The sequence below is a fragment of the Ekhidna sp. genome, from assembly GCF_963691765.1.
Lineage (GTDB): Bacteria > Bacteroidota > Bacteroidia > Cytophagales > Cyclobacteriaceae > Ekhidna.
In genome coordinates, this window is sequence record NZ_OY829375.1 from 860,116 (window position 1) to 885,274 (window position 25,159).

A 25,159-nucleotide genomic window follows, 5' to 3' on the forward strand; every position below is an offset into this window, starting at 1 on the left:
TTGGATGGGTTAAGCTTCTACAGATTTTTCTTGACCAAGCGTAGTGAAGTAAACATCTTCGAGATTGGCCTCCACTGAATTAAATCCGTCTCCTGGATTGGAATCACCCATTACTCTGATATTTACTGTATTATCATCATTGAAGTTTGAAGAAATCACATTGTATTTAGCTTCTTCAGCTTCCAACTCATCTCGCTCGATGACCTTTTTCCAGATTTTTCCTTCCAGCGATTTTACAGCTTCTTTTGGCGTCTGATGAGACAGGATTCTCCCACCATTCAAGATTGCCATATCGGTACATAATTCCTTTACATCATCGACAATGTGAGTTGAGAAAATCACAATGTTGTTTGTACCTATTTCTCTTAAAACATTTAAAAATCGTTGTCTTTCAGTCGGATCGAGACCTGCTGTAGGCTCATCCACGATGATTAGTTTAGGATCGTTTAGTAGCAATTGAGCAATACCGAATCTTTGCTTCATACCGCCAGAATACTTAGCTACGTCCTTTTTTCTTACTTCATACAGGTTGGTAACCTCGAGTGCACTTTTCACAATTGCATCTCGCTCTTCCTTGGAAGCAACTCCTTTTAAAGTGGCAAAATATTGAAGTAATGCCTCCGCGGACATCTTCCCATATACTCCGAATTCCTGAGGTAGATAGCCAAGTCTCTTTCTAAATTCCATTTGGTTCTCATGGATGTTCATATCATCCATATGAATCTCACCTGCATCAGGAGATTGCAGGGTTGCTATGGTACGCATTAGCGAAGATTTCCCAGCTCCATTTGGACCTAACAGCCCAAACATTCCTGAAGTAATCTCGAGTGAAACATCGTCAATGGCTTTCACGCCATTCTTATATGTTTTTGAAAGGTTAGAAATAGTTAGTTTCATGAGTATCGATTATGTTTTTCGAATTTGCAAGATTAGTATCTCGTAAACTTAAAAACTTACAGTTGAATGCTAGAAAGTCTTCATAGCAATCAAATGGTCGAGAACTCTGTTGAATGGAAATCTGAAGAATTGGATTCCTAAAAATAGAAAAGCAAAAAATCGAAGATTAAACACTCATTATCCTGAAGGATATATTGTCTTCAGAGATCCCAATGGAAATTGCATACAACTTTTTAAGCAAACTGATTCATTGCTACATCTGCAAATCTATATTTGCTAGAAACAGCAAGCTTATGGATAATGTAGCAGATCTCATCGCAAAACTTGATCTTGAACCACACCCTGAAGGAGGTTATTTCAAAGAGACCTACCGAAGTGAGGAATACATTAGCGCAGAAGCACTATCAGAAGAATATGTAGGAAGCAGAAACCATTCTACCTGTATTTATTTCCTATTGACCTCCGACACGTTCTCGGCATTTCATAAAATCAATCAGGACGAAATCTGGCATTTTTATCAAGGATCACCAATTCAACTTCATACCATATCCGAAGAAGGAAATCATGAAGAATTTTTGATTGGATCCGATCTATCAGAAGGACAATCTCCGCAATTGGTTGTACCCGGTAATCATTGGTTTGCCGCCAAAGTGATTACCCCAGACAGCTATGCGCTTCTGGGATGTACAGTAGCTCCAGGTTTCGATTTTCAGGACTTTACTCTAGCTGTAAGAAAGAAGCTCATTGAGCTGTTTCCACAGCACAGTGATTTGATCACTGAATTTACAAGAGAAGACTAGCAACCAAAGTCCTCTTCTTTTCTCCACATGTCCAGCGCCTTGTTGATAAAAGAATCAATTTGAGTCTCTGAAATATTCGTTGACTTTTTAAATCGAAGGCATCCTTTGCCATGATCTATACCTGCCAGTAACTCACCGGTTGGATCTACTTTACTGGCATTGCCCACGTAAAGAGCAACATAGTTTTTTTGGGCATTCAACTGAAACATGATGCCTTTTTCATCAGCATAGCTAAGCATCTTGTATTTGATCCCTTCTTCGAGACTTAACTCAAGGAGCATTTTTCTCAACTCCGTGAGTTTATCTTTTCTCCAATCATCTTCGAGAAGACTCATGTATTCGGAAGGATTTGATGCTTCGTACTGCATTACATATTGCGTCTATATTGTCCGCCCACCTCAAACATTGCATGTGTGATCTGTCCAAGCGAACAGTACTTAGTTGCCTCCATTAGTGTGGCAAACGTATTTTCGTTGTGTAGTGCAGTTTCTTGCAGCTTGGTCAACATCTCATCTGATTTACCCTTATTGCCATCCTTCAGTGCATTCAAGTTGGTTATCTGCTGTTCTTTTTCATCTTGGGTTGCTCTGATTACCTCATCTGGTATGATCGTTGGAGAACCTTTAGAAGAAAGGAATGTATTTACCCCAATAATTGGCAATTCGCCAGTATGCTTCTTGGTCTCATAGTACAGAGATTCTTCTTGAATCTTACCTCGTTGATACATGCTTTCCATCGCTCCGAGCACTCCTCCTCTTTCAGTAATACGATCAAACTCCATCATAACCGCCTCCTCTACTAGATCCGTTAGTTCTTCTGTTATGAAAGATCCTTGCATTGGGTTCTCATTCTTCGCAAGACCTAATTCCTTGTTGATGATCAATTGGATCGCCATGGCACGACGAACAGAATCTTCTGTAGGCGTTGTGATGGCCTCATCGTATGCATTTGTATGCAAAGAATTACAGTTATCATAGATTGCATAAAGTGCCTGCAACGTGGTTCGGATATCGTTGAAATCGATTTCCTGGGCATGTAGCGAACGTCCTGAAGTTTGAATGTGATACTTCAGTTTTTGAGCTCTTTCATTTGCTCCGTACTTCAACTTCATTGCCTTAGACCAGATTCGTCTGGCCACACGTCCAATAACTGCATATTCTGCATCTACTCCATTCGAGAAGAAGAATGATAGGTTTGGCGCAAACGCATTGATATCCATACCACGAGACAGGTAGTATTCAACGAATGTAAATCCGTTCGCCAATGTAAATGCGAGCTGTGTGATTGGATTCGCTCCAGCCTCTGCAATGTGATAACCCGAAATAGAAACAGAATAAAAGTTTCTGACCATGTTATCAATAAAGTATTTCTGCACATCGCCCATGAGCCTCAATGAGAACTCTGTTGAGAAAATACAGGTATTCTGTGCTTGGTCTTCTTTCAGGATGTCGGCCTGAACAGTACCTCTAACTGAAGAAAGTGCTTTCACTTTCATCTCCTGATACACATCTGCTGGCAATACTTGGTCACCAGTAACACCGAGAAGCATTAACCCAAGTCCATTGTGACCTTCAGGAAGATCTCCTTTATAAACCGGTCTTGCAACGCCTCTATCCTTGTATATTTTGTCAATCTTCTTGTCGATCTCTTTTTCGATCCCTTGCTCAGTAATGTATTTTTCGCATTGCTGATCGATTGCGGCATTCATGAAAAACGCACAAATAGTAGCTGCAGGTCCATTTATAGTCATTGATACCGAAGTGGTCGGATCACATAGGTCAAAGCCTGAGTATAGTTTTTTCGCATCATCGAGACAGCAAATACTCACACCTGAGTTACCTATCTTTCCATAAATGTCGGGACGATAGTCCGGATCTTCTCCATAAAGTGTCACAGAGTCGAATGCAGTAGAAAGTCTTGCTGCAGGAAGTCCTTGTGATACATAATGGAATCGCTTGTTTGTTCGCTCCGGTCCTCCTTCACCAGCAAACATTCTGGTTGGATCCTCTCCTTTTCTCTTGAATGGGAACACACCCGCAGTAAATGGAAATTCTCCAGGCACATTTTCCTGAAGACTCCAATGCAAGATATCTCCCCATCCTTCATATTTCGGTAGTGAGACTTTAGGCACTTTTGTGTGAGAGAGTGTCTCAGTAGTAGTCTCTACTCTAATTTCTTTGCCACGTACCTCGTAGCTATACTCATCACCTTCATAGTTTGCTTTCTTAGCTTCCCATCCTTCAATGATTTTCAGATTATGTGGATCTAGGTCAAGCTTGAGGTCTTCTTTGGCTTTGTCAATTGCTGCAAGTGCTTCTTTCTGATCTTTCAGGATGTCGCCAGATTTATCCAGGCTGTAAAGCTTTTGTGCAATCTCTCTTTGCTCCGTTGCCTTATCGTTATATGCACGGATAGTTTCAGTGATCTCAGAAAGGTATCTCGTTCTTTTTGGAGGAATGATGAATACTTTTTCACTCATCTCTTCTGTGCTGGCAAATGAAGATTTAAGGTCTGAGCCTGTCTTCTCCGCAATTAAATTCATCAACGATAGATAGAGTTGATTCATACCTGGATCATTGAATTGAGAAGCGATCGTTCCAAACACAGGAAGATCTTCTGGTTTAGCATCCCACAATTGATGATTTCTTTGATATTGCTTCTTTACATCTCTCAATGCATCGAGTGCTCCTCGCTTATCAAACTTGTTGAGTGCGATGATGTCAGCAAAGTCTAGCATGTCGATTTTTTCCAGCTGTGTAGCGGCACCGTACTCAGGTGTCATTACATACAGTGAAGCATCAGAGTGATCCGTTATTTCGGTATCCGACTGGCCAATACCTGACGTTTCAAGAATGATCAAATCGAATCCTGCTGCCTTCACTATGTCGATGGCATCTTGCACATACTTTGAAAGCGCTAGGTTGGACTGACGAGTTGCTAGCGAGCGCATGTACACACGATTGTTGAAAATCGCATTCATGCGGATTCTATCTCCGAGTAGCGCTCCTCCCGTTTTACGTTTCGAAGGATCGACAGAGATTACTGCGATGTTTTTGTCTTTGAAGTCTACAAGAAATCTGCGCACCAACTCATCGACCAAAGAGGACTTTCCGGCTCCTCCGGTTCCAGTGATACCGAGTACCGGAGTTTCTGATGCTTGCTTTCTCAAAGCTTCCATCTCTTCGCGATTATCATCCGGGTAGTTTTCTACCGCAGAGATTACCCGAGCAATTGCCGAATGATCTTTCGTGCTGATTTTCTTTACTTGACCATTCAGGTTTTCCCCTACAGCAAAGTCACTTTGCTTCACCAAGTCGTTGATCATCCCTTGGAGTCCCATAGCTCTCCCATCATCAGGAGAGTAAATTCGGGTGATTCCATGATCATGAAGTTCTTTGATCTCTTCCGGCAAGATGGTTCCTCCTCCTCCTCCGAAAAGTTTGATGTTTGCTCCTCGTTCTTTTAGTAGGTCAAACATATATTTGAAATACTCCACATGCCCACCCTGATAGGATGTGATGGCTATTGCTTGAGCATCTTCCTGGATTGCACAATCCACAATTTCCTGCACTGAACGGTTGTGGCCAAGATGAATCACCTCACAGCCTGTTGACTGGATGATTCTTCGCATAATGTTGATTGCAGCATCATGCCCATCAAATAGGGATGCAGCTGTTACTATACGTATGTGATTCTTGGGCTTATAAATCTCAACTTCTGGGGTCATGTCGCTTCAATTTTAAGGAGGGTAAAGTTACTGAAAATGAAGATCATTGGAAGGTATTTGGATTACCGTTGATTTAGGAAAAGATCCCTTTGGGATAATTACTGACATATCATCAATTCTTTGCTTAGAATGATAAAATGCAGAATAAATTAAGCCCTCATCAAATACACTAAACCATTTGAGTTAGTATTCTTCAATTTCAGCCTCAATCATCGGCAAACTTGATTGAAAATCATTGATAGTTTCCTCATGCAAAAAATACGCATTCAAATGCAAGGCTTGCAATCTTCCTACTACAGCTTCAAACCGAGAATCATGGGTAAAAGCCTTCCATCTTTCCATTTCTTCCTCCGAAGACTTAATACCTGATAAGTATGGAACAATTACTTGAAATAGAGAATCAGGAATTGATGGTGTATAAAACTTGGTATGAAGATCATAATCTTGAAGTATTTGCGTAATCTCTTTCTCATACTCAAAAGACCAATCCATCAGGCGGCTATTTTCTAATTCATAATCATTCAATCGAAAGAAAAAAGATGCCAATGTGTCATTTTTAACATGGCGATACTCTTGTCTTTCTGTTATGGTAGATGTCTTATATAAGTCATCCAGAAAGTCTGATTTTAACAAAAATCGTTGTACACCAATGAATCCAAATGTCGAATCATTAAGAACATAATTATCATCATTTCTGATGAGCGAACAGATTTTGTTAAAATCAACATAATACGAATCATATTCAACAGATCTCATGGAGTCATTCACTAGCTTGAATTCGTTAAGCAACTTTTCAAACTGCTTTTTCATGGACTCCTGCTCGTTTTTATTCTCACGATAATTTTCCACCCAAAAGCTTGCCGTAACCGCTGCAAACAGCAGGATAAACTCATAGAGGTATTTAGAGATTGCTGATTTCATGCTTTTAAGATAAGCATTGTATCTCAAGTGTCTCTTACGATATATCTTCGAATCATGTCTCGAATCATCGGAATAGGCGGATGCAGTAGGTCAGGGAAATCAACACTGGCTAGAAGAATCAAGGAACGATTTAGCGATCTACGTGTCTTAATACTTGACATGGATGATTTTGTTCTCCCTGAAGATCAGATTCCTAAAATCAAAGACCTAACGGATTGGGAGCTGCCTGCGTCTGTAGATTTCAAAAAACTGATTCAAGCCGTCAAAACCAATCAGGAAGACCACGACATCATTATTGTGGAGGGGATTTTAATCTTCGCCTATACAGCACTCCTGGATCTATTCGATACCACTATTTTCATTGAAATTTCTAAGGAGACATTCTTAGATAGAAGAAAGCGAGAAACTCGATGGGGAGAAGAACCCGATTGGTTTATCGAGCATGTTTGGGAATCACATTTGAAATATGGGACATACAAGAAGACAGACATTATCGTATCTGGAGAGAACCAAATTACAAACGAAGTGTTGAATGATGTAATTAACAATCTATAGCTATCAAATTCCTAATTTTATCCAATGGCTGAAAATCGCTTAAAGAAAAATTTAAAGGCTGCACTAGAAGAGACCGGATTTGGTAGCAAAAGCTTCAGTGACATTGATCGGCTGATCCTCGAAGATGGATCATTCAATGTCACTAAAAAAGGAGCAGGACTGAAGAGTTTTAGCTTTTACTATTGGCTATTAAATCTTCATTGGACTCGCCTTATTCTGTACGGAGTAATCGGCTATTTCATTGTCAACCTAATTTTTGCAAGCTTCTATTTCCTGGCAGGCCCAGAACAATTAAGCGGTGGTGTAGATCAGGCCTCTTCATTTGACTTCTTTTTGCATTGTTTTTACTTCTCTACGCAAACCTTAACAACAGTCGGTTACGGATTTATTAGTCCCGTGAAAGGATTAAGCAGTATTCTCGCAGCATTTGAGGCCATGTTTGGCTTACTGAGCTTTGCGCTAGCGACAAGTGTCCTTTATGGAAGATTTTCTAAGGCTAAATCCAAAATTTTGTTCAGCAAGGTCATGGTAATAAGCCCTTATCATGGAATCAAAGGGTTGAAATTCAGAATTGCCAACCCTAGAAAGAGTCAAGTGATTGAACTAAAAGCCAGAGTCATCTACTCTCACCTTGAATTTGAAAATGGAGTTTCAAAAAGGCGCTATGAGCAGCTGGACTTGGAAATAGACTTCATCAACATGTTTCCCCTCCCATGGACGATTGTTCACCCCCTGGGAAAAGACAGTCCGCTAAATGGTAAGTCTAAGGCAGATCTTGAAAAGGAACAAACCGAGTTTATCGTACTGCTCAAAGGATATGATGACACGTTTAATCAATATGTTCATCAAATCAACTCTTACCGAGCGAATGAAGTATTATTCGATGCTGATTTCGAGCCTATGTTTGATGCGGGATATGAAACGTCCACTACAGTACAATTAGACAAGATAAGCGACACCAAGCGGGCCTAATCCAGCTCAATGCCGTTTCAATTTGCTTCATTTGCTCCATGATTTCATTACAATCATTCTTTTTCCAAATTGTACTATTGACTGGTTGTGCAAACGCGGACACAATTGCTGAAGGTAAGCAAGCAGATGTAGAGAAGGTAACAGCATCTGGTTCTGATAATAATTTCACATTTTCTGTCACCATTTCAAGTCCAGACACGGGCTGCGATCAGTATGCTGATTGGTGGGAAGTGGTTTCAGAATCTGGAGAGTTGTTGTATAGGAGGATTCTTTTGCACAGCCATACCAATGAACAACCTTTTAGCAGGAGCGGTGGTCCAGTAAGAATTGCTAAAAACGAAATTGTATGGGTAAGAGCCCATATGAACAACTCTGGATATGGTGGACAAGCAATGAAAGGTTCAGTCGCTCAAGGTTTTGCTATTGATGAGATTCCAGAAGGATTGGGTGATGGACTTGACACTGTCGCTCCTCTTCCATCAAATTGCGCTTTTTAGTAAGTTTGATATAATCCTTATACCTCAATGAGACATCTAATTTTCATTTTAGCGTTATCAATTTTTTCAATTAAAAGCATGGGACAATCCTCGGAAGAAATCGTACAGAAGCAACTAGATTTTTACAACAATAGAAATATAGAAGGCTTCATGTCTCTATTTGCAAATGATGCAATGCTGGTTAATCAAACAGATGGTAAAGTATTGGCTGAAGGCAAAGAAGCTGTACGGGAGATCTACACCAACCTTTTTGAAAAATCTCCCAACTTAAAATCAGTCTTGAAAAACAGAATGGTTCTCGGAAATACGGTGATCGATCATGAAAACATTACCGGTAGAATGGGTAATTCAGAAGCTATTGAGCTAATAGTAATCTATGAGATAAGGGCAGAAAAGATATTCAGATGTACGGTGATAAGAGGCAATTCTGATCAATAGACCTTTATGAAAAACGAAATATTCCAACTCACCCTGGTAGTAAAGGACTATGATGAGGCCATCGAATTTTATACTGAGAAACTAGGTTTTATCCTCCATGAAGACACGAGATTGAGTGATACCAAAAGATGGGTTCGAGTGGCGCCTCCAGGATCAAATACATCATTGCTTTTTGGCAAGGCTGCAACTCCTCAACAAGAAAAAGCTATCGGTAATCAGACAGGAGGTCGCGTTTTCTTATTCATGTATACGGATGATTTAGAAGGATATTACACACAGTTGCTTGCACACGATGTTCAAATTATTCGCGGTCCCTCAGAAGAAGATTTTGGAAAAGTCTTAGTGTTTGCTGACCTCTATGGCAATCTTTGGGACTTGATTCAACCTAATTAACCTAACATAGATTGTTCATATATTTAAAACTTATATGATCGATCTTGCTTTCATATTGCATGCGCTCATTGCGTTTGGTGCTTTTCAAGCAGTATTTCTTTCCGTAATATTTTTTACTCGCGAAAACAGCAAACTTCCTGACAAATTCCTTGGTCTATTCTTGGCGATAGAAGGCATAACATTGATTGAACGACTTCTTGCCGAAACCAAATTGATCGAGTCATTCCCTCACCTTTTGGGAATAAGCTATCCTATTAATTTTATTAAGCCCCCGATCCTCTTCTTTTTAGCGCTGCTATTAATCGAACCTAAATTTCAGCTACGAGCCAAACATGCTTTACATGCCATCCCATTCTTCTTAATGCTTCTCATGAATATTCCATTTTATGGGATGCTAGCAGAAGAAAAGCTGGCTTACGTTGCAAATTTCATCAACTATGTGCCTGCTTATAGCAGCTTCGACTTCTGGTTCTTCATTACTTTTTTTCTATATATCGGCATTTACTTGTGGAGGAGTATTTCCAAATTGGATCATTTCCAAGCGCACATAAAAAACAACAAACATGTAAACTGGTATCGCTCAGTTCTTAGGTTGTACTTTCTCGGATTGAGCATTGGCTTTGGCTATTATTTACTAAGACCATCAGGTTGGGTAGAAATACCGTATTTCAACCAAATAAGTATGCTTGTGATGACCTTCCTTATTCAATCAATTGCATACAATTTCATAGCAAAGAATAATTTATTCGCAGGACCAATAACCAGTAATTTCAATGACTTAGAAAAGCGTGCGCATGATGAAAAAAGAATCAAAGAGAAATTGGAAATGGAAAAATCGTATTTAGATGACACGTTGACTCTTACCTCATTCGCACAATCCCTAGATCTTTCTAAAAAATATGTTTCAGACCTTATCAATCAAAGATTAGGATACACTTTCCGCGAAGCAATCAACTATTACCGTGTTGAAGAAGCGCGGCGACTTATTGAAAACAAGGAGCACCATCAGGATGGTCTCATCCAAATCGGTATGAAATCAGGATTCAATAATAAGGTCAGTTTCTATCGCACTTTCAAGAGGTTCACAGGAAAGTCGCCATCAGAGTATGCAGATGCATCTGGCACTCAAATGAAAAAATAATTTTCATTTTTTTAGGTTACAAAATCGTTTGGTAACCTGATGAGAATCGTGATGGCTTATTCTTGAGGGAAAACAAGTAAAAACATGAAATTCAGCGGATCAATAGACATCAATCATTCTCTTGAAAAAGTAACAGAGCTTTTTGCGGACCCAAAGTATTTAAAAGAATATCAAGAGGGTTTCGATAGAAAGGAACTCTTAAAAGGAGATGCAGGACAAAGCGGGGCAATTTCTAAGATGTACTATAAAAATGGAAAACATGAAATGGAGCTCACCGAGACCATCATTTCCAACAACCTACCCTCCTCATTCGAAGCACTTTATCACCATAAGTACATGGATAACACCATGAAGTGTACATTCATCGAGATGGACAATGGCATGATACGTTATCAAACGGAAGTTGAATACACACGAATAGATTGGGTGATGCCAAGGTTAATGGCAATTCTTTTTCCAAGCATGTATAAAAAGCCTGCGCAACGATGGATGAACAACTTCAAAACCTTTGTTGAAAATCAAAAAAAGGAATTATGAAAACTTGGGAAGAAAAGCTGGCATTCTTTGATAAGATCATCGATAACCATCCAGAGCTGGAAAGAAAAGGAAAAACAATGCCATACACTTCGGCGAATGGACATATGTTTTCATTGTTGAACAAAGCCGGTGAAATCGGTTTCAGGTTCTCAAAAGAAAAGGGGGAAGCATTTATGTCGAAGTACGATACCACACGCTTCAAATCGCATGGAAGCTTCATGCAAGGTTATGTGCTTATTCCTGAAAGCCTTTACAACGACTTGGACTGCTTACCAAATACTTAGATGAATCATATAAATATGTTCTCACTTTAGAACCCAAGTAGACTTAACCGGTTCAATATTTAATATTTTTGATCACGACGATCATTAATGTTCTTTATGCAAGGTCTATCCATGTCAGGTGTTTTAGAATTAATTGTACAACTCTCTGGAGCGTACCTGTTAGTAAATGGACTGATTGGAATTTTGAGATTGAAGCAACAGAAAGTTGCCATCTACTTCTTCTTGACATGTATTTGTTTTTCAATTGTGCCTCTATCTAAGACGTATGCAGCACTAATTGAACTATCGAAACCTGCCGCACTTGCAACATGGTCTTTCTACTTTCTATTTGTCTTTAGTGGTTCCACATATAGGTGGAAATGGATTGCACTGACAATCCCCCTTGCCTTGTTATTCATTCCTTCATCACTATTCAATACGATATACTTTCTCCACCTGATCGTATTGTTGATTTTAAGTGCTAAGAGAGCCTATCAATTAAAGTCATCACAATTTTTGGACAACCCTGCCATGAGAAAATTATGGAAGTGGAATTTCTATGGAATTATAGCTCTTATCGGAGTTCGACTGCTTTTACCTATTGTAATTTCTGACTGGGAGACATACATGTATCTATTTCATTTAGCCTCAATGATATTCATTGTTGGAACAGCTTCTTTCATAAATCGCTCAGGAGCTGAAAATGTGATTTCTCAAAAGCTTTTGATAAAAGAGGAGTCTAGTAATTATGAAGAAGAAATCAAACGGAGACTTGATAATGTATTAAAGAATGAAAGGGTGTATTTAATTACAGATCTGACCATTCAAGAGCTAGCAGCTAAAATGCACATGCGCTCCTCTGACTTATCTACTTTCTTAAGTAATAAGTTGAGGAAAAACTTTAATGATGTAATTAATGAGTACCGAGTCGATGAGGTCAAACGTTTGATCACCGATCCGAAAACAGATCCAAAAGCCACTGTGATGGAGCTTGCTTACAAAGCCGGTTTTAATTCTAAGGCTACATTTAATCGTATTTTCAAGCAAAACACCGGGCATACTCCCAAAGAGTACCGGAAGGCTCATATTTCCAGTATTGGACAATAAATAATTGGTCTCAAATTATTTTTAAGTCTTTTTAGACCTTTTTTACCACTTGATTTGGGTCCATTGAAACACAAATCTCATGGAATTAAGAGAACTCAAGTTTGCAACGCGAAAGCTAATTAAGGATTCGAATCATACCTTGATAAACCTCATAGGACTAACCATAAGCATCAGCTTTTCTTTTCTCATTTTCTTATATGTTTTTGAGCAGGGAAGCTATGACAAACACATAGTTGATGCTGAAAATATCTATCGCGTATCATCTGATTTTCATATCAATGGGCATCAGGATATCTACTCTAACTCACCCAGACCAATGGGCAAAACCCTGGTGGAAGAGTTCCCATCGATAATTGCAGCAACAAAGATCATGGGATACAATGGCCTACAAATTCATAGTGGATTTATGTGGCAAAATGAGAACCACATAAAATCTGACCACCTGTTTGTAGCGGACTCTAATTTTCTAAAAGTATTCAACCTGCCATTATTACAAGGGGATGCAAGAGCGTTGCAAAATCCTAACTCAGCCATCATTTCAAAGGCGGCTGCGAAAAAGCTATTTGGCAGCGAAGAACCAATGGGGCAAACAATCACATTGGAAGATCAATCTACTGCACAAGTCACAGGTATTTTTGAAGATTTGCCCAATGCCTCATACATGAAATTTGAGGTGATCGTATCCTACACCACATTTTATCCGGGGACGAATAGCGAAATCTGGTGGTATGGTGGACATGTCTACACATACATAAAAACGACTAGCTCATTTGAACCAAAGATTGTTCAGGAACGCTGGGATGATTTCTTCAATAAATACATGAAGCCTACTTTCGACGAGCTCAATGGAACTGCCAGTATCATATTACAACCTCTACTAGATCTATATTTATCAGACGAATTTATTTGGGAACCTTACCCACATGGAAGTAAAACCAACATCCGAACTTTTACACTCATCGGGATATTCCTTCTTCTGGTAGCGGCTTTCAACTATGCGAATCTATCGCTCAGCTATGCCTTTCACAGACAAGAAGAAATGCGTACAAAAAGGATTTTGGGCGCTAGTAAAATTCAAATAGTCAAACAAAATCTTACTGAAGCTGCACTAACCTCTGCTTTGGTTGCCTTACTTTCAATCTCCTTGGTTGGAACCTTACTTCCCATTTTCAATCAATTTACGGAACAAATAGCTCCAATCAACCTAATTTCTACGCCAAGTCACTCACTAATAATACTCGGAATGAGTCTACTGATCACTTTAGCTGCAAGCATCTTTCCTTCATTTAAAATAGCAAGCATGGCGAGTGACGAAGTTGCTCCAAACAACCTTACCATAAGAAAAATATTCGTTTCTGGTCAGCTATCAATTGCTGTTGCGCTTATCGCTTGCACCATTATCGTAGTTGACCAACTTTCATACTTACGAAGAATTGATGTTGGATTTGATAAAGAGAATTTAGTCGTATTACACATAAATGATCGTAACCTACGAAAAGATCTTGATGCGTTTCAGAACAAGGTTAAAACCATTTCAGGAGTTGTAGATGTTACGAGAATTGATGAGCCGCCGGTAACTGGAGCCAATGAATTTACTTACCAGATGCAAAGTAAAAGTGGAGCGTTTGTTTCAAACCCATCTCAGACATTCGAAGTAGGCCACGACTTTTTCAAAACCATGGGCATCGATTTAATTGCTGGGAGACCTTTCAAAACCGAAGACACAGAATACAAAGGTGTAATCATCAATGAGTTCTTGTCGGATAAAATGGGATACTCGCCTGAAGAAGCGATTGGTGCCAAATTGATATTTGGAGAAGATGACCCCATAGATCGAAAAGTTATTGGTGTGGCAAAAGATTTCAGATTAGGTTCTGTACATGATCCCGATCAAGCAATGACCATTAGTTTAAATGAACCCAGAGGAAGATATCTAATCATTCGACTTGATGAAAAAAATCAGCAAAAGACCATCAATAAAATAAAGTCTGAATGGTCAAATTTTGGCAGCAATTTACCATTCCAGTTTACTGTGATGACAGATGACTTTGAGCAATTACTTGCTCGAGAAAATCGCCTATTTGAATTGCTTGTAATTGGATCCATTTTGATTATCCTAATCTCATGTCTTGGACTAATCGGGCTTGTTGCTCATATCGTCACGCAACGAACCAAAGAAATAGGGATAAGAAAAGTAATGGGTGCGTCAAGTGCACACTTGTATGCGCTTCTTCAAACGGATTTTTTAAAGACATACTTAATAGCATTAGCAATTGGATCTGTTGTGGCATGGTTCATTGGTAATAGCTGGCTAGAAAATTATTCTTATCGAATAGATATGAGCGGATTTCCTTTTGCAGCCACTGCAGTTATCAGTTTGCTAATTATCCTTTTCACATTGAGTTATCACACATTCCATATCATCAAGTCTAACCCAATAGATAGTCTAAGAGATGAGTGATATTTCTTATGGTAAAAGGAATGCAAAAACCATTGTTGGTGTTTATGCTAAAATTGCCATCATGAATCACACGCTTTCATTTCTACAAGATCTCAGCAAAAACAACAATCGAGAATGGTTTCAAGCACATCGCTCCGAATATGAGAAAGCTCATAATGAGATGATTGCATTTGCTGACTCCCTGATTGAAGAAATGAATAAGCATGATGTAATCGAGACTCCGACTGGCAAGAAAAGTCTATTCCGAATTTATCGTGACGTGCGCTTTGGTAAAGACAAAACACCATATAAGACTCATTGGGCAGGATTTATGAAACGGGCTGGAGCAGATCGCAGAGGTGGATACTTTTACAGGGTGGGCCTAGATGGTGCTCATGTTTTAGGCGGTTTTTTTAATCCAAATGCGCAAGACCTACTTCATATCAGAAATCAAATTTCACAAGATGCCGATATTTTGAGAGATGTGATTACTTCTAAAGCGTTTAAAAATTTCTTTGGAGAGCTTAGTGGCAATCAATTAAAAACAGCTCCCAGAGGATTTGAAAAAGATCATCCTGACGTTGACTTACTTCGATATAAACAATTTATAGTAAGGCATGATTTCTCTAAAAAAGAGATGATGCAACCAGATTTTCATAAAACCTTATCGAATGCTTTCACACAAATGCGTCCATTTTTTGACAGCATGACAGAAATATTGACCACTGACCTGAATGGCATTTCATTGATTTAAAATGAAGCGGTATTTTTCATATTCGAAAAATCGATTCAAATATGATCTTTGAGACTCATCAATTGCCAGAACAATTATCTACTTATGTAGAATCCGTCTTTCACTTTAAAAATTTCATCCCAGACCACTCGATTGAGCGAGTTGTGCCAACTGGACACATATTTATCATATTCGAGCTCGATGGATTCGTAAGAAACACTTTTGATAATGACACACTGAAACCGAACGCTACTTTTAAAAAGGTATGGATTTCAGGAGCACACAAAAACTATATTTCAATATCTGCGCATGAAAATTCAGAGATGTTCGTCATCCAGTTTAAACCATACGGTGCTTTTCCATTTTTACAGACTCCAATGGAGAAGATAGCAGAACAAGTAGTAGACGCAAAAGAGGTGTTAGGAGATGAGATTTTAGATCTAAGAGATTCAATTTTAGCTGCAACTAGTTCAAATGATAAATTCGAAAAAGCAGAAAAATGGCTTCTTAGCAGACTTACAGTTGATAAAACTCCGCCTCAAGTTTTGATCGATTTTTACGAAGAGTTGCAGAAAGCTCCTGCAGCCAACTATCCTTTGATCGTTGAAAATTATCCAAATACACAAAAGCATTTAATAGATCAATTCAAAAAATACATTGGATTGACTCCTAAAGTATCTCAACGCATATTACGATTCAATGAAATATTAGGTAAAGTCCATAAAAAGGAAATGATTTCCTGGGCTCAAATTGCTTACCAATGTGGATTCACTGATCAATCGTATTTCATAAAAGAATTTAAACTCTTCTCCGGCTTCAACCCTGAAGAGTTTATCGATCAAGACTTCAATCAAGAGGATGCTCCCAACTTTTTCCCTTTAGATCGGTAGGTTAATTTTTTACTATGGCGACCAAAAGTCTGTTGCTAACCTTGTCAAAAACTAAAGAACATGGATTTAACAACAGCACTTCAGAACATCAATTGGCTATCGGTAATGATAGCTGCAATTTCTACATTTTTGATTGGAGGTATCTGGTATGGACCTCTTTTTGGGAGGGCCTGGATGGATGCATTTGGATACTCAGAAGATGATTTAAAAAAGAGAAGCATTCCTAAAACATTTGGATTATCTCTCCTGCTGGCCTTTATAGCAGCATTGATCCTGGAAATGTTTATTGGTCCAGAAGCGGATATGATTTTTGGATCATTGGCTGGTTTTTTTGCAGGTTTTGGATGGGTAGCTACATTTCTTGGTATCCTATACCTATTTGAAATGCAGTCAATAAAGGTATATTTAATCAATGCTGGATACTGCGTACTTTCTCTTACACTAATGGGTTTGATTCTCGGAATTTGGTAATCTAAATAATTGACAAAATGGAAAAAGGTTTATTAGAAAAAACAGGAAAAACGTTGGATCACTGGATCAAGGTGGTCATTGATTCTAAAATTGAAAAACATAAAGCGATAATAGATTTCCTGAAGCAAGAACACAGCTTCACATATGGCTATGCCAACTTCGTTGCAATGAAAGCCAGAAATGCAGATGCTGCCTCTCACGATCCAGAAGATCTACTTACTAATCAGTACAATGGAAAAGAATCATTAAAACCTATTTATGATAAGTTAATTGAGGAGATATCGAAGTTTGGAGCTGATGTAACACGGACACCTAAAAAAGAAAGCGTAAGCATGATTCGCAACAAACAGTTTGCACTCATCAAACCGGCAACCAAAACCAGAATCGATTTAGGTTTAAAACTTAAGGATAAGGCCACTACTGATCGTCTAGGTAATTCTGGTCCATTTGGCAGCATGTGCACGCATCGTGTCCAAATTACGACTGTAGAAGATATCGATCAAGAACTAATTGATTGGATCAAAGAAGCTTATGATACAAACTGATAGAGTTCACGACCATACAGTCGGGATTCTATTTACTCATCAACCATAAATTTCGTTCATCAAGTATATCAATCCCGGAAAGTATCAGACCAAAGTGTAAAAGCGGGTCTCTCTACCCCATCTTCATTCAGCAATCCAGTATCTCTCCATATTTGCCCGAGATCTTTTACCTCCTCTGGGAAAGTTTCCCAGAGCGCATCATAATCTCTATGGGCCCACCAAATGATGAATTCATATTCTTCATGCGCTGCATTCTCCAGCAACGTCTCGAGGTATAAGTTTTGACCGATCTCGCTCCCATCAATTGATACATTCAAATTAGGGATCACAAGATTTTCAGCAATGTGAGCAGTTTCTACAAAAGCAATAGGCTTGTTTGATTTATCATGCAAAAAATCAAGCGTCTCCTGCATTTCTGATTTTGAACTTTGATTCTTCAAAAACGGATAGTAGCTAATTGCTATGAAGTCATTTTGATTGACATGATCCATAATTTCATCAATGTAGGCTGACGGGTCAGAGATTTCTGGTTCATATAGATTGTGCAATGAGACCGATTCTGCAATTTTTAGGTCTGGATAGGCTAATCTAATTCTTGATTTGACATCCGCAATTAGATTTTTATAACCATTCCACTTTTCAGATGATCTTAACCTAAGTTCATTCACCTCTATTGCTATGACTAGATAATCTGGATCAAACTCTCCAACCAAATAGTTGACATGCTTGAAATAAGCACCTTTCAAATCATCATCATCGAGGTTGGTATAGGATGGAATCGTACCATCTAAATTCGAAGCCAACTCGTCTCTATTTGAGTTTAAAAGGCTTACTGAGAGCAGCAATTGCTTCCCTGAAATTTTCTTAGCAGCTCTTCCAGTTATCTCATTTGTGAAATCTGATGGAAGGGTCTGATCATTAATCCATTCATTCCATGGAATGGAATTATCGATGTGTTCGGCATAAATATCAGCATTATCCGAAATGAAGGAATACGTATTAGTTACATCCTCTATATTGGGACCATAGCTCCATGTGGTAAATCCCATCCCAAATTCTCGTTCGGCGTCTAAATTTGGACTTGAGTCATCACTTGAACATCCACTTAGAAGCAGCAGAGATAGAATTAACAATACTTTAGTTTCCATCTTAATTTGACTTATTGATTTTACTACAAGAATCGGGAACCTAACCCTACAATAAGTTACATATTTTTGATAGTCTGATCTAAATCACCCTATAGGTTTCCACTAAATTCGCTTTCTAATTTTTCACTTATGATTGATCACAAAGGAGCCAGCATTAAAGAGTTATTTTTTAAAAAAATAGAAGAAGAATCAACCGAGCATCACTTAGTTCAAAATGAATTTTCTCCTAGTGAAGAAGAAATGTTAAAGAGCATTTTTTTAAAGCCTTTTGGCACAGTCACAAACACATATCAATTCACACACAATGTTGATTTGGAACTCAATGTGCTTTACAATCTGGCCAGAGAAATTGACTCCAATCAAACGATAGGTGATACACATGAAGGAATTGTATCACATTTGCGATCAAGCTCCAGGCATCCAAACATCAAAGAAGGTGAGCTATTCATAATCCGTTTTACAGACATTTTTATTGATGGTATGACTATCGATGCTTTGGGGATTTTTAAAGTGGAGAAAAAAGACCCATTTATCGAGACGCCTGATTGGACGAAAGAGCCTACGCTATTGTTCAAAGAGGGTATTGGAGAGAAAAAACTAGACAAAGCATGTTTGATCCTTTTTTCAGAAGATCCATACACGATTCTAGCGTACGATAATAACTCAAGTGAGGCCGTTTATTGGAAGAATGATTTTATCAGCTTAGACTTTAAGAAAGATCACGTCAATAACACCAATCACTTTCTGGAGATGATAAAAACGTATATCACTGACCAGATGCCTGAAGAATTTGAAGTAACGAAGACGGATCAAATAGATCTTTTAAATAAATCCATCAAATACTTTAAAGAGGCTGAAACTTTTGATAAAGGCGAATTTGAGCTTTCAGTATTTGGTCAGGAAGATGAAGCCGTCCAATCATTCAGGTATTTCGATAAGCAATACCAGGAAGACATGGACTTGGAAATAGATGATAACTTCAAAATCGCTGTTCAATCAGTAAAAAAGCAAGCAAGGGTCTTCAAAAGCGTATTGAAGCTAGACAAAAACTTCCACGTTTACATCCATGGCAATCGTGAATTAATTGAACAAGGCGTAGATTCTGATGGAAGAAAGTACTACAAAATTTATTATGAAAACGAATCGTAAAATTGCTTCAAAACAGATGCTTGCCTGCCTCCTTGTTGAAGATGATCTTTCTGAATTCTCCAGGCTTCTTATCATTTAGTAACGCAAGTGGGCCTTTTTCTTCAATCAACTTACCGAATCTTTCTTCAGACTGATCAAAGTCCTCCTTATTTGAATAGGTCGTTTTCAGGATTAGGTGGAATGGAGCCTCCTCAGATGATTCTACTTCAATCAACTCATAGGATTCAATAAATCCCCTTTCTAGAGCCATTTTTCGCAATACTAGCCAGTTATTTTCATAGTAATAAATTGTCTCCGCACGATTTCCATTTTGGATCTGAACAAAATCCATAGTAGAAATCTTTGTACTTTGAGCAGTACTGGTAATTGCAAGAACTAATAGCAGCGTGTAGATTGTTTGTTTCATAAGGAGTAATCGTTTTTCTAAACCATTACTACTTACGCATCTAGCCATTCTTTTGATTCATTCTTTTTGCAACAAGCTTTCGCTGATACTTGCCCTGTACTATATCAATTACTACAAGAATGAAAATGATGAAATAAAAGGTAGTCTTACTCATTGGAGTAATGTGATTACCAAAAAGCTCAAGATGTGCAAGGTGGCCTCCTTCTGAAAGTAGCATTACCCCTACCAAAAAGAGAATAAACAAACCTAATACTTCGTATAGACGATTCTTTGCTAGGAATTTAGATACACCATCCGATAACCAGATCATTAATCCTCCACTGATGATTATTGCAACAGCCATTACCCAAAATACATCACTTAGGGCCATGGCACTAAGAATGGAATCGAAAGAGAAAATTAAATTCATCAATACAATCATGAATATTGTTTTCCCAACACTTTGACTTTTTTGATTCTCGCCCTCATGTTCTTCGAGATACACTAAGTGGAAGATCTCTTTGACCGCAGTATATAGAATAAAAGCACCTCCGAACAACACAATCAAACTATGAACGCTAATAGAACCGGCAATAAAGCTGTAATCAAGCTCTATGAAAGGATCTTGAAAATATTTGATCACACTAACAAGAACATACAATAAGATAATCCTCAATGCTATTGCAATACCAATACCTACTGTTCGTACCATCTTTTGCTTCTCCGCTGGTGCGCGCTTAGATTCTAAAGAGATGTAAAGCAAATTGTCGAAACCAAGAACGGCCTGCAATACGATGAGCATTAAAAGAGTGAATATATTTTCTACCATGATCAATGAATTTGTTGCAATAAACAAAACAGAAAAAATTGATGCAACTAATTCAGTAGATATAGCATGAATAGGATTAGATCAATGCTATTTAATAGCACTAATTATGATGAATAAATTAACTTCACCTTGTGAGTGTTAAACATTGAATCAGCTAATCAATAAAATACTGCCATCTACAAGTCGATCGTTAAAGATCGAACAGCGTTTGTTTGAGGTTACCTTAGGAATGACGGTAGTTGTCTTTCTTTTCTGGTCCTTATACGGATTTTATGTGGGTTATGAATACATTATACAGTCCGTTTATACTGCGGGTATATTCATATTTTGTTGCCTCTACATCCTTCAAAAACGAGGGTTTAGTTTTCGAGCTTTAAGTCTTACATATTACTACCTTATTCTTTTCCTTTTGGCCATATCATGGCTTCCTTCAGGTGGAATCAAAGCTGCAATACCAACATTCCTCGTTCTGGTTTTCCTTTCGGGCTTATTGGTCTTGCGTTTAAGAGACTACTTAATATTCATTGCAATCACATTTAGCCTTGTTTTTGGATTGACCATCTACGAAATCCAAAACCCTGAACTGGTAGGCGTTTATGAAAGCAACGACTTATTGATGCAAGATTTGGCTGTTGTCCTTTTAACCACATTGCTGGTTATGGGATTTAGCTTATACGTGTTTAAAAGAACCTATCTGAGAGATCGAAAAGAACTTCGATTACGTAACGAAGAGCTGCAAAAAGAGAAAAAAAATGCTGAGACTACAGATCAAGCAAAAAGTACTTTTTTAGCCACAATATCCCATGAAATGAGAACTCCTTTGAATGGCATTGTGGGAATGACGGAACTACTATCTAAGACAAACATCAACAAAGAACAGACTGAGCTTATAGAAAGCTTGGTTTATAGCAGTAATATTTTACATGGTTTAATTAGTAATGTTTTGGACATTACCACGATTGAAGCTGGTAAACTAAAACTTCAAATAGGGTCGTTTGCGATAAAGGATGAATTGACCGGCATTTGGAAGATATTTCAGAAAAAGACCCAGTCTAACAGTCAGCTGGAAATCAAGCTAGAGATGGATGAAAAATTGCCTGAGTATCTAACTGGCGATATGACCAGAATCAGACAAGTACTTGTGAACCTGATGAACAATGCTATCAAGTTTACTTACAAGGGCTCAATTACATTAAAAGTAGCCGTTTTGGGTCAAGCAGGAGATGTCGTCTCAGTCCAGTTCCTAATAGTAGACACTGGTGCAGGAATTCCTCTGGAAAAACAACCACATCTTTTTGAAACATTTTACAAAGGGACGGATGAAGATGGATATGAAGGTACCGGATTAGGTCTTTCTATTGTTGAAAAACTAGTCACCCTAATGCGAGGAACCATAGACTTCCAGTCTACACCGCAACAAGGGTCTTCTTTCTTCTTCACACTTCCATTAGGCATTGCTAATAGTGAAGACATTGATGATATCTCACAAATTGAAGTTCCTGGTCTCAGTGACCTTAAAGTACTTATAGTTGAAGATGTTGAAATCAATAGGCTCGTAGCAACCAAGATGCTTAATAGCATGAATATATCAGACGTGGACATAGCTGTAAATGGAACAGAAGGTGTTGAAAAAGCAAAAGAAAAACGTCATGACATTATTTTAATGGACCTTCAGATGCCAGATATTTCAGGCTTTGAAGCATCCAAGAGAATAAGTGAATTTTATGCCGATAAAGTACGAAAGCCAACAATTATTGCACTGACAGCCAATGCCATGAAAAATAGCATGGAAGAATGTCTTGCAGCTGGAATGAGTGATTACGTCCTGAAACCCATTAAGACAGAAACTTTAAAAGAAGTACTAATCAAGCATTTGACGGCATTCCAATGATTGTACTTTCCTATATGCTATTTTCAATCTTTCTTGCATTGTCTGCTTTGCATTTAAGCTGGGGATTTGGCAGCTCGTGGGGATTTGAAGATGCCATTCCTGAAAATGAAGATGGCAAACCAATGCTTAATCCTAAGAAAATAGATAGCATCATTGTAGGGTTAGGACTACTAATGTTGGCAGTTTTTACTTGATTAAAGCCAATGTTATTCCACTCCTATTGCCTTCAATAGTCGTCTCAGTCGTCAATTGGGTGATACCCATCATTTTCCTGCTGAGAGCAATGGGTGATTTCAGATATGTTGGTTTCACAAAAAAAATTCGCTCTACCCAATTTGCAAGAAAGGATACGCGCTATTATTCTCCTCTCTGCCTAACTATCGCAATTATTGGTTTCATTCTAGGAATGACTTAACTTATACAAGTAACCAAAAATCCGATATACATACTTACTGCGTATGTAACAACATCTATCATTAAAGTGAAAAATAATATGTTGACAGAAAAGACAAACTCCTTGAAATGGAGAGAAGTTTATAGTCTTGCAGCACTAAATGCAGCGGTAGTTATTAGCTGGATTGCCTATCATGAATATCAACCCATTCTCATGGAGAATTTGGGAATTACGCATTTATTGGATTTTCTAATTATTGCAAAAGCGATAATCCTGGTGACAATTCCGCCAATCGCTGGTTGGCTTTCAGATAAGATCCTAAAGAAAAACGGGAAGTACCTAATCATCTTTACAGTAGGCATCGGAGCTACAGCAATGGTTTTCATGGTTGTAGCAACATTAGTCGGAACAGCACATATCATGGATGTAAGTTCAATAGTACCATTTATGATTGTCATCTGGCTCATAAGTATGAATCTATTTATTAGTCCGGCAAACTCAATGATTGAAGCTTTTGCTCCTGTTCAGAAGCTACCGATAGTAGTTGGTGTCCTATTTCTGGTTACTGAGTTACTCTATGCATTAGAGCCAGTGGTAGTAGCTCTTGTGACATTTTTCGGAGATACTTTGACCTTTGTTGTTGGAGGGATTCTCATTTCTGTTACCGGATTTATTTTTCACCGAGTATCTCGAGATGAAGTAATGCAGAGAAAATCCGAATTGATTGAAAACGACAGAGTGGAAAAACAAACACCTATCTCGTATTTAGCTATTGTGGTTGTTGGCTTATTCCTCGGTTTAGGAAAGGCCTTCTTAGTCGAATTTTTGCCAGAGCATTTTGCCACTCGCTTTCCAGGATTTACTGAATATGAAGGCTATATCTCTTTTGCCATTCTCGGGCTTTGTGCATTTTCAGGATTCCTTATTAGTAAGCGGATAGCTAAATCAGATCTTAAAAATGTAATCATAAGCAGCTTTGTAGTTCTGGCCATTGGAGTAGCTGCATTAATCTTTTCTTCGAATCCCTATTTAACGATTGTAGCTGCACTGATTATTGGCGCTGGGTTCACAATGGCTAACATTAGCGGGTTGCCTTATGTCATTAAAAACCTTTCCGTAAGGCATGTAACCTATGGAGTCGGCATCTATATTGGAGCTTCTGAAATTCTAACTGGGTTATTTGAATATATGCTTCGTTGATATTTAAATGATTTTGATGAAGGCGCTGAATTCTGTTCAGCGCCTTTTTTTATTGTTCACCCCTCATTTTTTTGTGTTCACAGATAAAATTTCTCCAGGATAAGCCAAAACCTCACTTTCGTATCATGTTCAACAAAACAAAATGCGAAATGAAAAAGCTAACTACATACCTATTTATTATTATCGTTTCATTGTATGCTCATGCACAACTTGAAATTACTATTTACGGTGATGTCAATGACTCTACCGTGATTAAGCGTAAGCAAGCGATGGAAGCCAAAGGCTTTAGTGTACAAGTAAAGCCTGAGAGAAATTTAGGCGCTTATGAGACTGATGACAACAATGAATTTATTGCTAAATGGACTGGTAAGAAGCTCCCTTCATTTACCCTGACGGATCTTGAAGGCAATATGGTTTCAAATAAAGACCTTCAAGGGAAAATCGTGCATATCAATTTCTGGAGCGTGACTTGCAGACCATGTATTGAAGAATTTCCAGAACTCGATCAATTAAAAGAAAAGTATGGCCAGGAAGTAATGTTTCTTGCTATAGCTCCAGAAAACACTAAAAAAGTGAATAAGGTTTTTGCTAGACATTCTCTGGAATATCAAAGAATAGCAGATGGCTCTAGCATCTTTGAAGAACTCGGTATCGACGGGTATCCAAAAAATTTCTTCATCAACAAGGAAGGGATCATTGAAAAAATCATCGATGGAACTCATTATAAAATTGGTGATGATAATGGGAAGGCCATTATGGTGCCTGACAACTTCAAATATTATGACAAAGTATTGGCTTCAATGACCAGTTCTGAACGATAGACCAATCATCAATTA

General features: G+C 38.3%; 26 protein-coding genes and 1 pseudogene. 20 read left to right on the forward strand and 7 right to left on the reverse strand.

The features are described from left to right. Positions 1-9: 9 nt before the first annotated feature. Entirely contained in the window at positions 10-897 is an 888-nt protein-coding gene (locus tag ACY650_RS04040; RefSeq protein ID WP_462252006.1) for an ABC transporter ATP-binding protein, read from the reverse strand. Positions 898-1,190: 293 nt separating this feature from the next. On the opposite strand from ACY650_RS04040, the gene ACY650_RS04045 reads away from it, so the two are divergent. Then, positions 1,191-1,697 (forward strand): cupin domain-containing protein, encoded by a 507-nt coding sequence (locus ACY650_RS04045; protein WP_462252008.1) that lies wholly within the window; start codon positions 1,191-1,193, stop codon positions 1,695-1,697. Here the strand turns inward: ACY650_RS04045 and ACY650_RS04050 are convergent. From ACY650_RS04050 to ACY650_RS04060, 3 genes are all read right to left on the reverse strand, one after another. Then, positions 1,694-2,065 (reverse strand): DUF1801 domain-containing protein, encoded by a 372-nt coding sequence (locus ACY650_RS04050; RefSeq protein WP_462252010.1) that lies wholly within the window; start codon positions 2,063-2,065, stop codon positions 1,694-1,696. The genes ACY650_RS04045 and ACY650_RS04050 overlap by 4 nt on opposite strands. Continuing rightward, positions 2,065-5,424 (reverse strand): methylmalonyl-CoA mutase family protein, encoded by a 3,360-nt coding sequence (locus ACY650_RS04055; protein ID WP_462252012.1) that lies wholly within the window; start codon positions 5,422-5,424, stop codon positions 2,065-2,067. The genes ACY650_RS04050 and ACY650_RS04055 overlap by 1 nt, the downstream gene beginning before the upstream one ends. A 183-nt stretch (positions 5,425-5,607) precedes the next feature. Then, positions 5,608-6,345, reverse strand: coding sequence for a hypothetical protein (locus tag ACY650_RS04060; RefSeq protein ID WP_462252014.1), 738 nt, complete (start codon positions 6,343-6,345; stop codon positions 5,608-5,610). 54 nt (positions 6,346-6,399) lie between these two features. On the opposite strand from ACY650_RS04060, the gene ACY650_RS04065 reads away from it, so the two are divergent. The 14 genes from ACY650_RS04065 to ACY650_RS04130 all read left to right on the forward strand — a co-directional run bounded on the left by ACY650_RS04065 (position 6,400) and on the right by ACY650_RS04130 (position 17,327). Continuing rightward, positions 6,400-6,900, forward strand: coding sequence for an AAA family ATPase (locus ACY650_RS04065; protein ID WP_462252016.1), 501 nt, complete (start codon positions 6,400-6,402; stop codon positions 6,898-6,900). Between the two features lie 24 nt (positions 6,901-6,924). Next, on the forward strand, positions 6,925-7,872 hold the full coding sequence (locus ACY650_RS04070) for an ion channel (protein WP_462252018.1): 948 nt from the start codon (positions 6,925-6,927) through the stop codon (positions 7,870-7,872). A gap of 38 nt (positions 7,873-7,910) precedes the next feature. Then, on the forward strand, positions 7,911-8,369 hold the full coding sequence (locus ACY650_RS04075; RefSeq protein WP_462252020.1) for a hypothetical protein: 459 nt from the start codon (positions 7,911-7,913) through the stop codon (positions 8,367-8,369). 27 nt (positions 8,370-8,396) lie between these two features. Next, positions 8,397-8,807 (forward strand): nuclear transport factor 2 family protein, encoded by a 411-nt coding sequence (locus ACY650_RS04080; protein WP_462252022.1) that lies wholly within the window; start codon positions 8,397-8,399, stop codon positions 8,805-8,807. 6 nt (positions 8,808-8,813) lie between these two features. Then, positions 8,814-9,200, forward strand: a complete 387-nt coding sequence (locus tag ACY650_RS04085) for a VOC family protein (RefSeq protein WP_462252024.1) — start codon at positions 8,814-8,816, stop codon at positions 9,198-9,200. 34 nt (positions 9,201-9,234) lie between these two features. Then, positions 9,235-10,341 carry an AraC family transcriptional regulator gene (locus tag ACY650_RS04090; RefSeq protein WP_462252026.1) on the forward strand — a complete coding sequence of 369 codons (1,107 nt, stop codon included), beginning with the start codon at positions 9,235-9,237 and terminating at the stop codon, positions 10,339-10,341. An 84-nt stretch (positions 10,342-10,425) separates the two neighbouring features. After that, on the forward strand, positions 10,426-10,878 hold the full coding sequence (locus ACY650_RS04095; protein WP_462252028.1) for an SRPBCC family protein: 453 nt from the start codon (positions 10,426-10,428) through the stop codon (positions 10,876-10,878). After that, positions 10,875-11,162, forward strand: a complete 288-nt coding sequence (locus ACY650_RS04100) for a hypothetical protein (protein ID WP_462252030.1) — start codon at positions 10,875-10,877, stop codon at positions 11,160-11,162. The genes ACY650_RS04095 and ACY650_RS04100 overlap by 4 nt, the downstream gene beginning before the upstream one ends. Positions 11,163-11,258: 96 nt before the next feature. Continuing rightward, the gene (locus ACY650_RS04105; protein ID WP_462252032.1) at positions 11,259-12,248 is read left to right on the forward strand and encodes a helix-turn-helix domain-containing protein; all 990 of its coding nucleotides are present in this window, start codon (positions 11,259-11,261) and stop codon (positions 12,246-12,248) included. 79 nt (positions 12,249-12,327) lie between these two features. Beyond that, positions 12,328-14,709: an ABC transporter permease gene (locus tag ACY650_RS04110; protein WP_462252034.1), complete on the forward strand. Its 2,382-nt coding sequence runs from the start codon at positions 12,328-12,330 to the stop codon at positions 14,707-14,709. After that, entirely contained in the window at positions 14,702-15,442 is a 741-nt protein-coding gene (locus tag ACY650_RS04115; protein WP_462252036.1) for a DUF2461 domain-containing protein, read from the forward strand. The genes ACY650_RS04110 and ACY650_RS04115 overlap by 8 nt, the downstream gene beginning before the upstream one ends. Positions 15,443-15,483: 41 nt before the next feature. Further along, positions 15,484-16,311: a DUF6597 domain-containing transcriptional factor gene (locus tag ACY650_RS04120; protein WP_462252038.1), complete on the forward strand. Its 828-nt coding sequence runs from the start codon at positions 15,484-15,486 to the stop codon at positions 16,309-16,311. A gap of 60 nt (positions 16,312-16,371) precedes the next feature. Beyond that, positions 16,372-16,782, forward strand: coding sequence for a DUF1761 domain-containing protein (locus tag ACY650_RS04125; protein ID WP_462252040.1), 411 nt, complete (start codon positions 16,372-16,374; stop codon positions 16,780-16,782). Between the two features lie 17 nt (positions 16,783-16,799). Then, on the forward strand, positions 16,800-17,327 hold the full coding sequence (locus ACY650_RS04130; RefSeq protein WP_462252042.1) for a DUF5655 domain-containing protein: 528 nt from the start codon (positions 16,800-16,802) through the stop codon (positions 17,325-17,327). A 68-nt stretch (positions 17,328-17,395) separates the two neighbouring features. Here ACY650_RS04130 and ACY650_RS04135 read toward each other — a convergent pair whose 3' ends face one another. Further along, a complete protein-coding gene (locus ACY650_RS04135; protein WP_462252044.1) occupies positions 17,396-18,475 on the reverse strand; it encodes a glycosyl hydrolase 53 family protein in 1,080 nt (359 codons plus the stop codon). A gap of 129 nt (positions 18,476-18,604) precedes the next feature. Here ACY650_RS04135 and ACY650_RS04140 point away from each other — a divergent pair, with 129 nt between their 5' ends. Continuing rightward, complete coding sequence (locus tag ACY650_RS04140; protein WP_462252046.1) at positions 18,605-19,624, forward strand: nucleoid-associated protein; 1,020 nt, start codon at positions 18,605-18,607, stop codon at positions 19,622-19,624. A 7-nt stretch (positions 19,625-19,631) separates the two neighbouring features. Here ACY650_RS04140 and ACY650_RS04145 read toward each other — a convergent pair whose 3' ends face one another. Together ACY650_RS04145 and ACY650_RS04150 are read right to left on the reverse strand one after the other, a co-directional pair. Then, positions 19,632-20,030, reverse strand: coding sequence for a hypothetical protein (locus ACY650_RS04145; protein WP_462252048.1), 399 nt, complete (start codon positions 20,028-20,030; stop codon positions 19,632-19,634). Positions 20,031-20,070: 40 nt separating this feature from the next. After that, a complete protein-coding gene (locus tag ACY650_RS04150) occupies positions 20,071-20,838 on the reverse strand; it encodes a TerC family protein (protein WP_462252050.1) in 768 nt (255 codons plus the stop codon). Positions 20,839-20,983: 145 nt separating this feature from the next. On the opposite strand from ACY650_RS04150, the gene ACY650_RS04155 reads away from it, so the two are divergent. The 4 genes and pseudogenes from ACY650_RS04155 (at position 20,984) to ACY650_RS04170 (ending at position 25,144) form a co-directional block, all read left to right on the forward strand. After that, on the forward strand, positions 20,984-22,729 hold the full coding sequence (locus ACY650_RS04155; RefSeq protein ID WP_462252052.1) for an ATP-binding protein: 1,746 nt from the start codon (positions 20,984-20,986) through the stop codon (positions 22,727-22,729). A 14-nt stretch (positions 22,730-22,743) separates the two neighbouring features. Further along, positions 22,744-23,144, forward strand: a pseudogene (locus ACY650_RS04160) (DUF3995 domain-containing protein). 78 nt (positions 23,145-23,222) lie between these two features. Next, complete coding sequence (locus ACY650_RS04165) at positions 23,223-24,323, forward strand: MFS transporter (protein ID WP_462252054.1); 1,101 nt, start codon at positions 23,223-23,225, stop codon at positions 24,321-24,323. 149 nt (positions 24,324-24,472) lie between these two features. Further along, complete coding sequence (locus ACY650_RS04170; RefSeq protein ID WP_462252056.1) at positions 24,473-25,144, forward strand: TlpA family protein disulfide reductase; 672 nt, start codon at positions 24,473-24,475, stop codon at positions 25,142-25,144. The last annotated feature ends 15 nt before the right edge of the window (positions 25,145-25,159 follow it).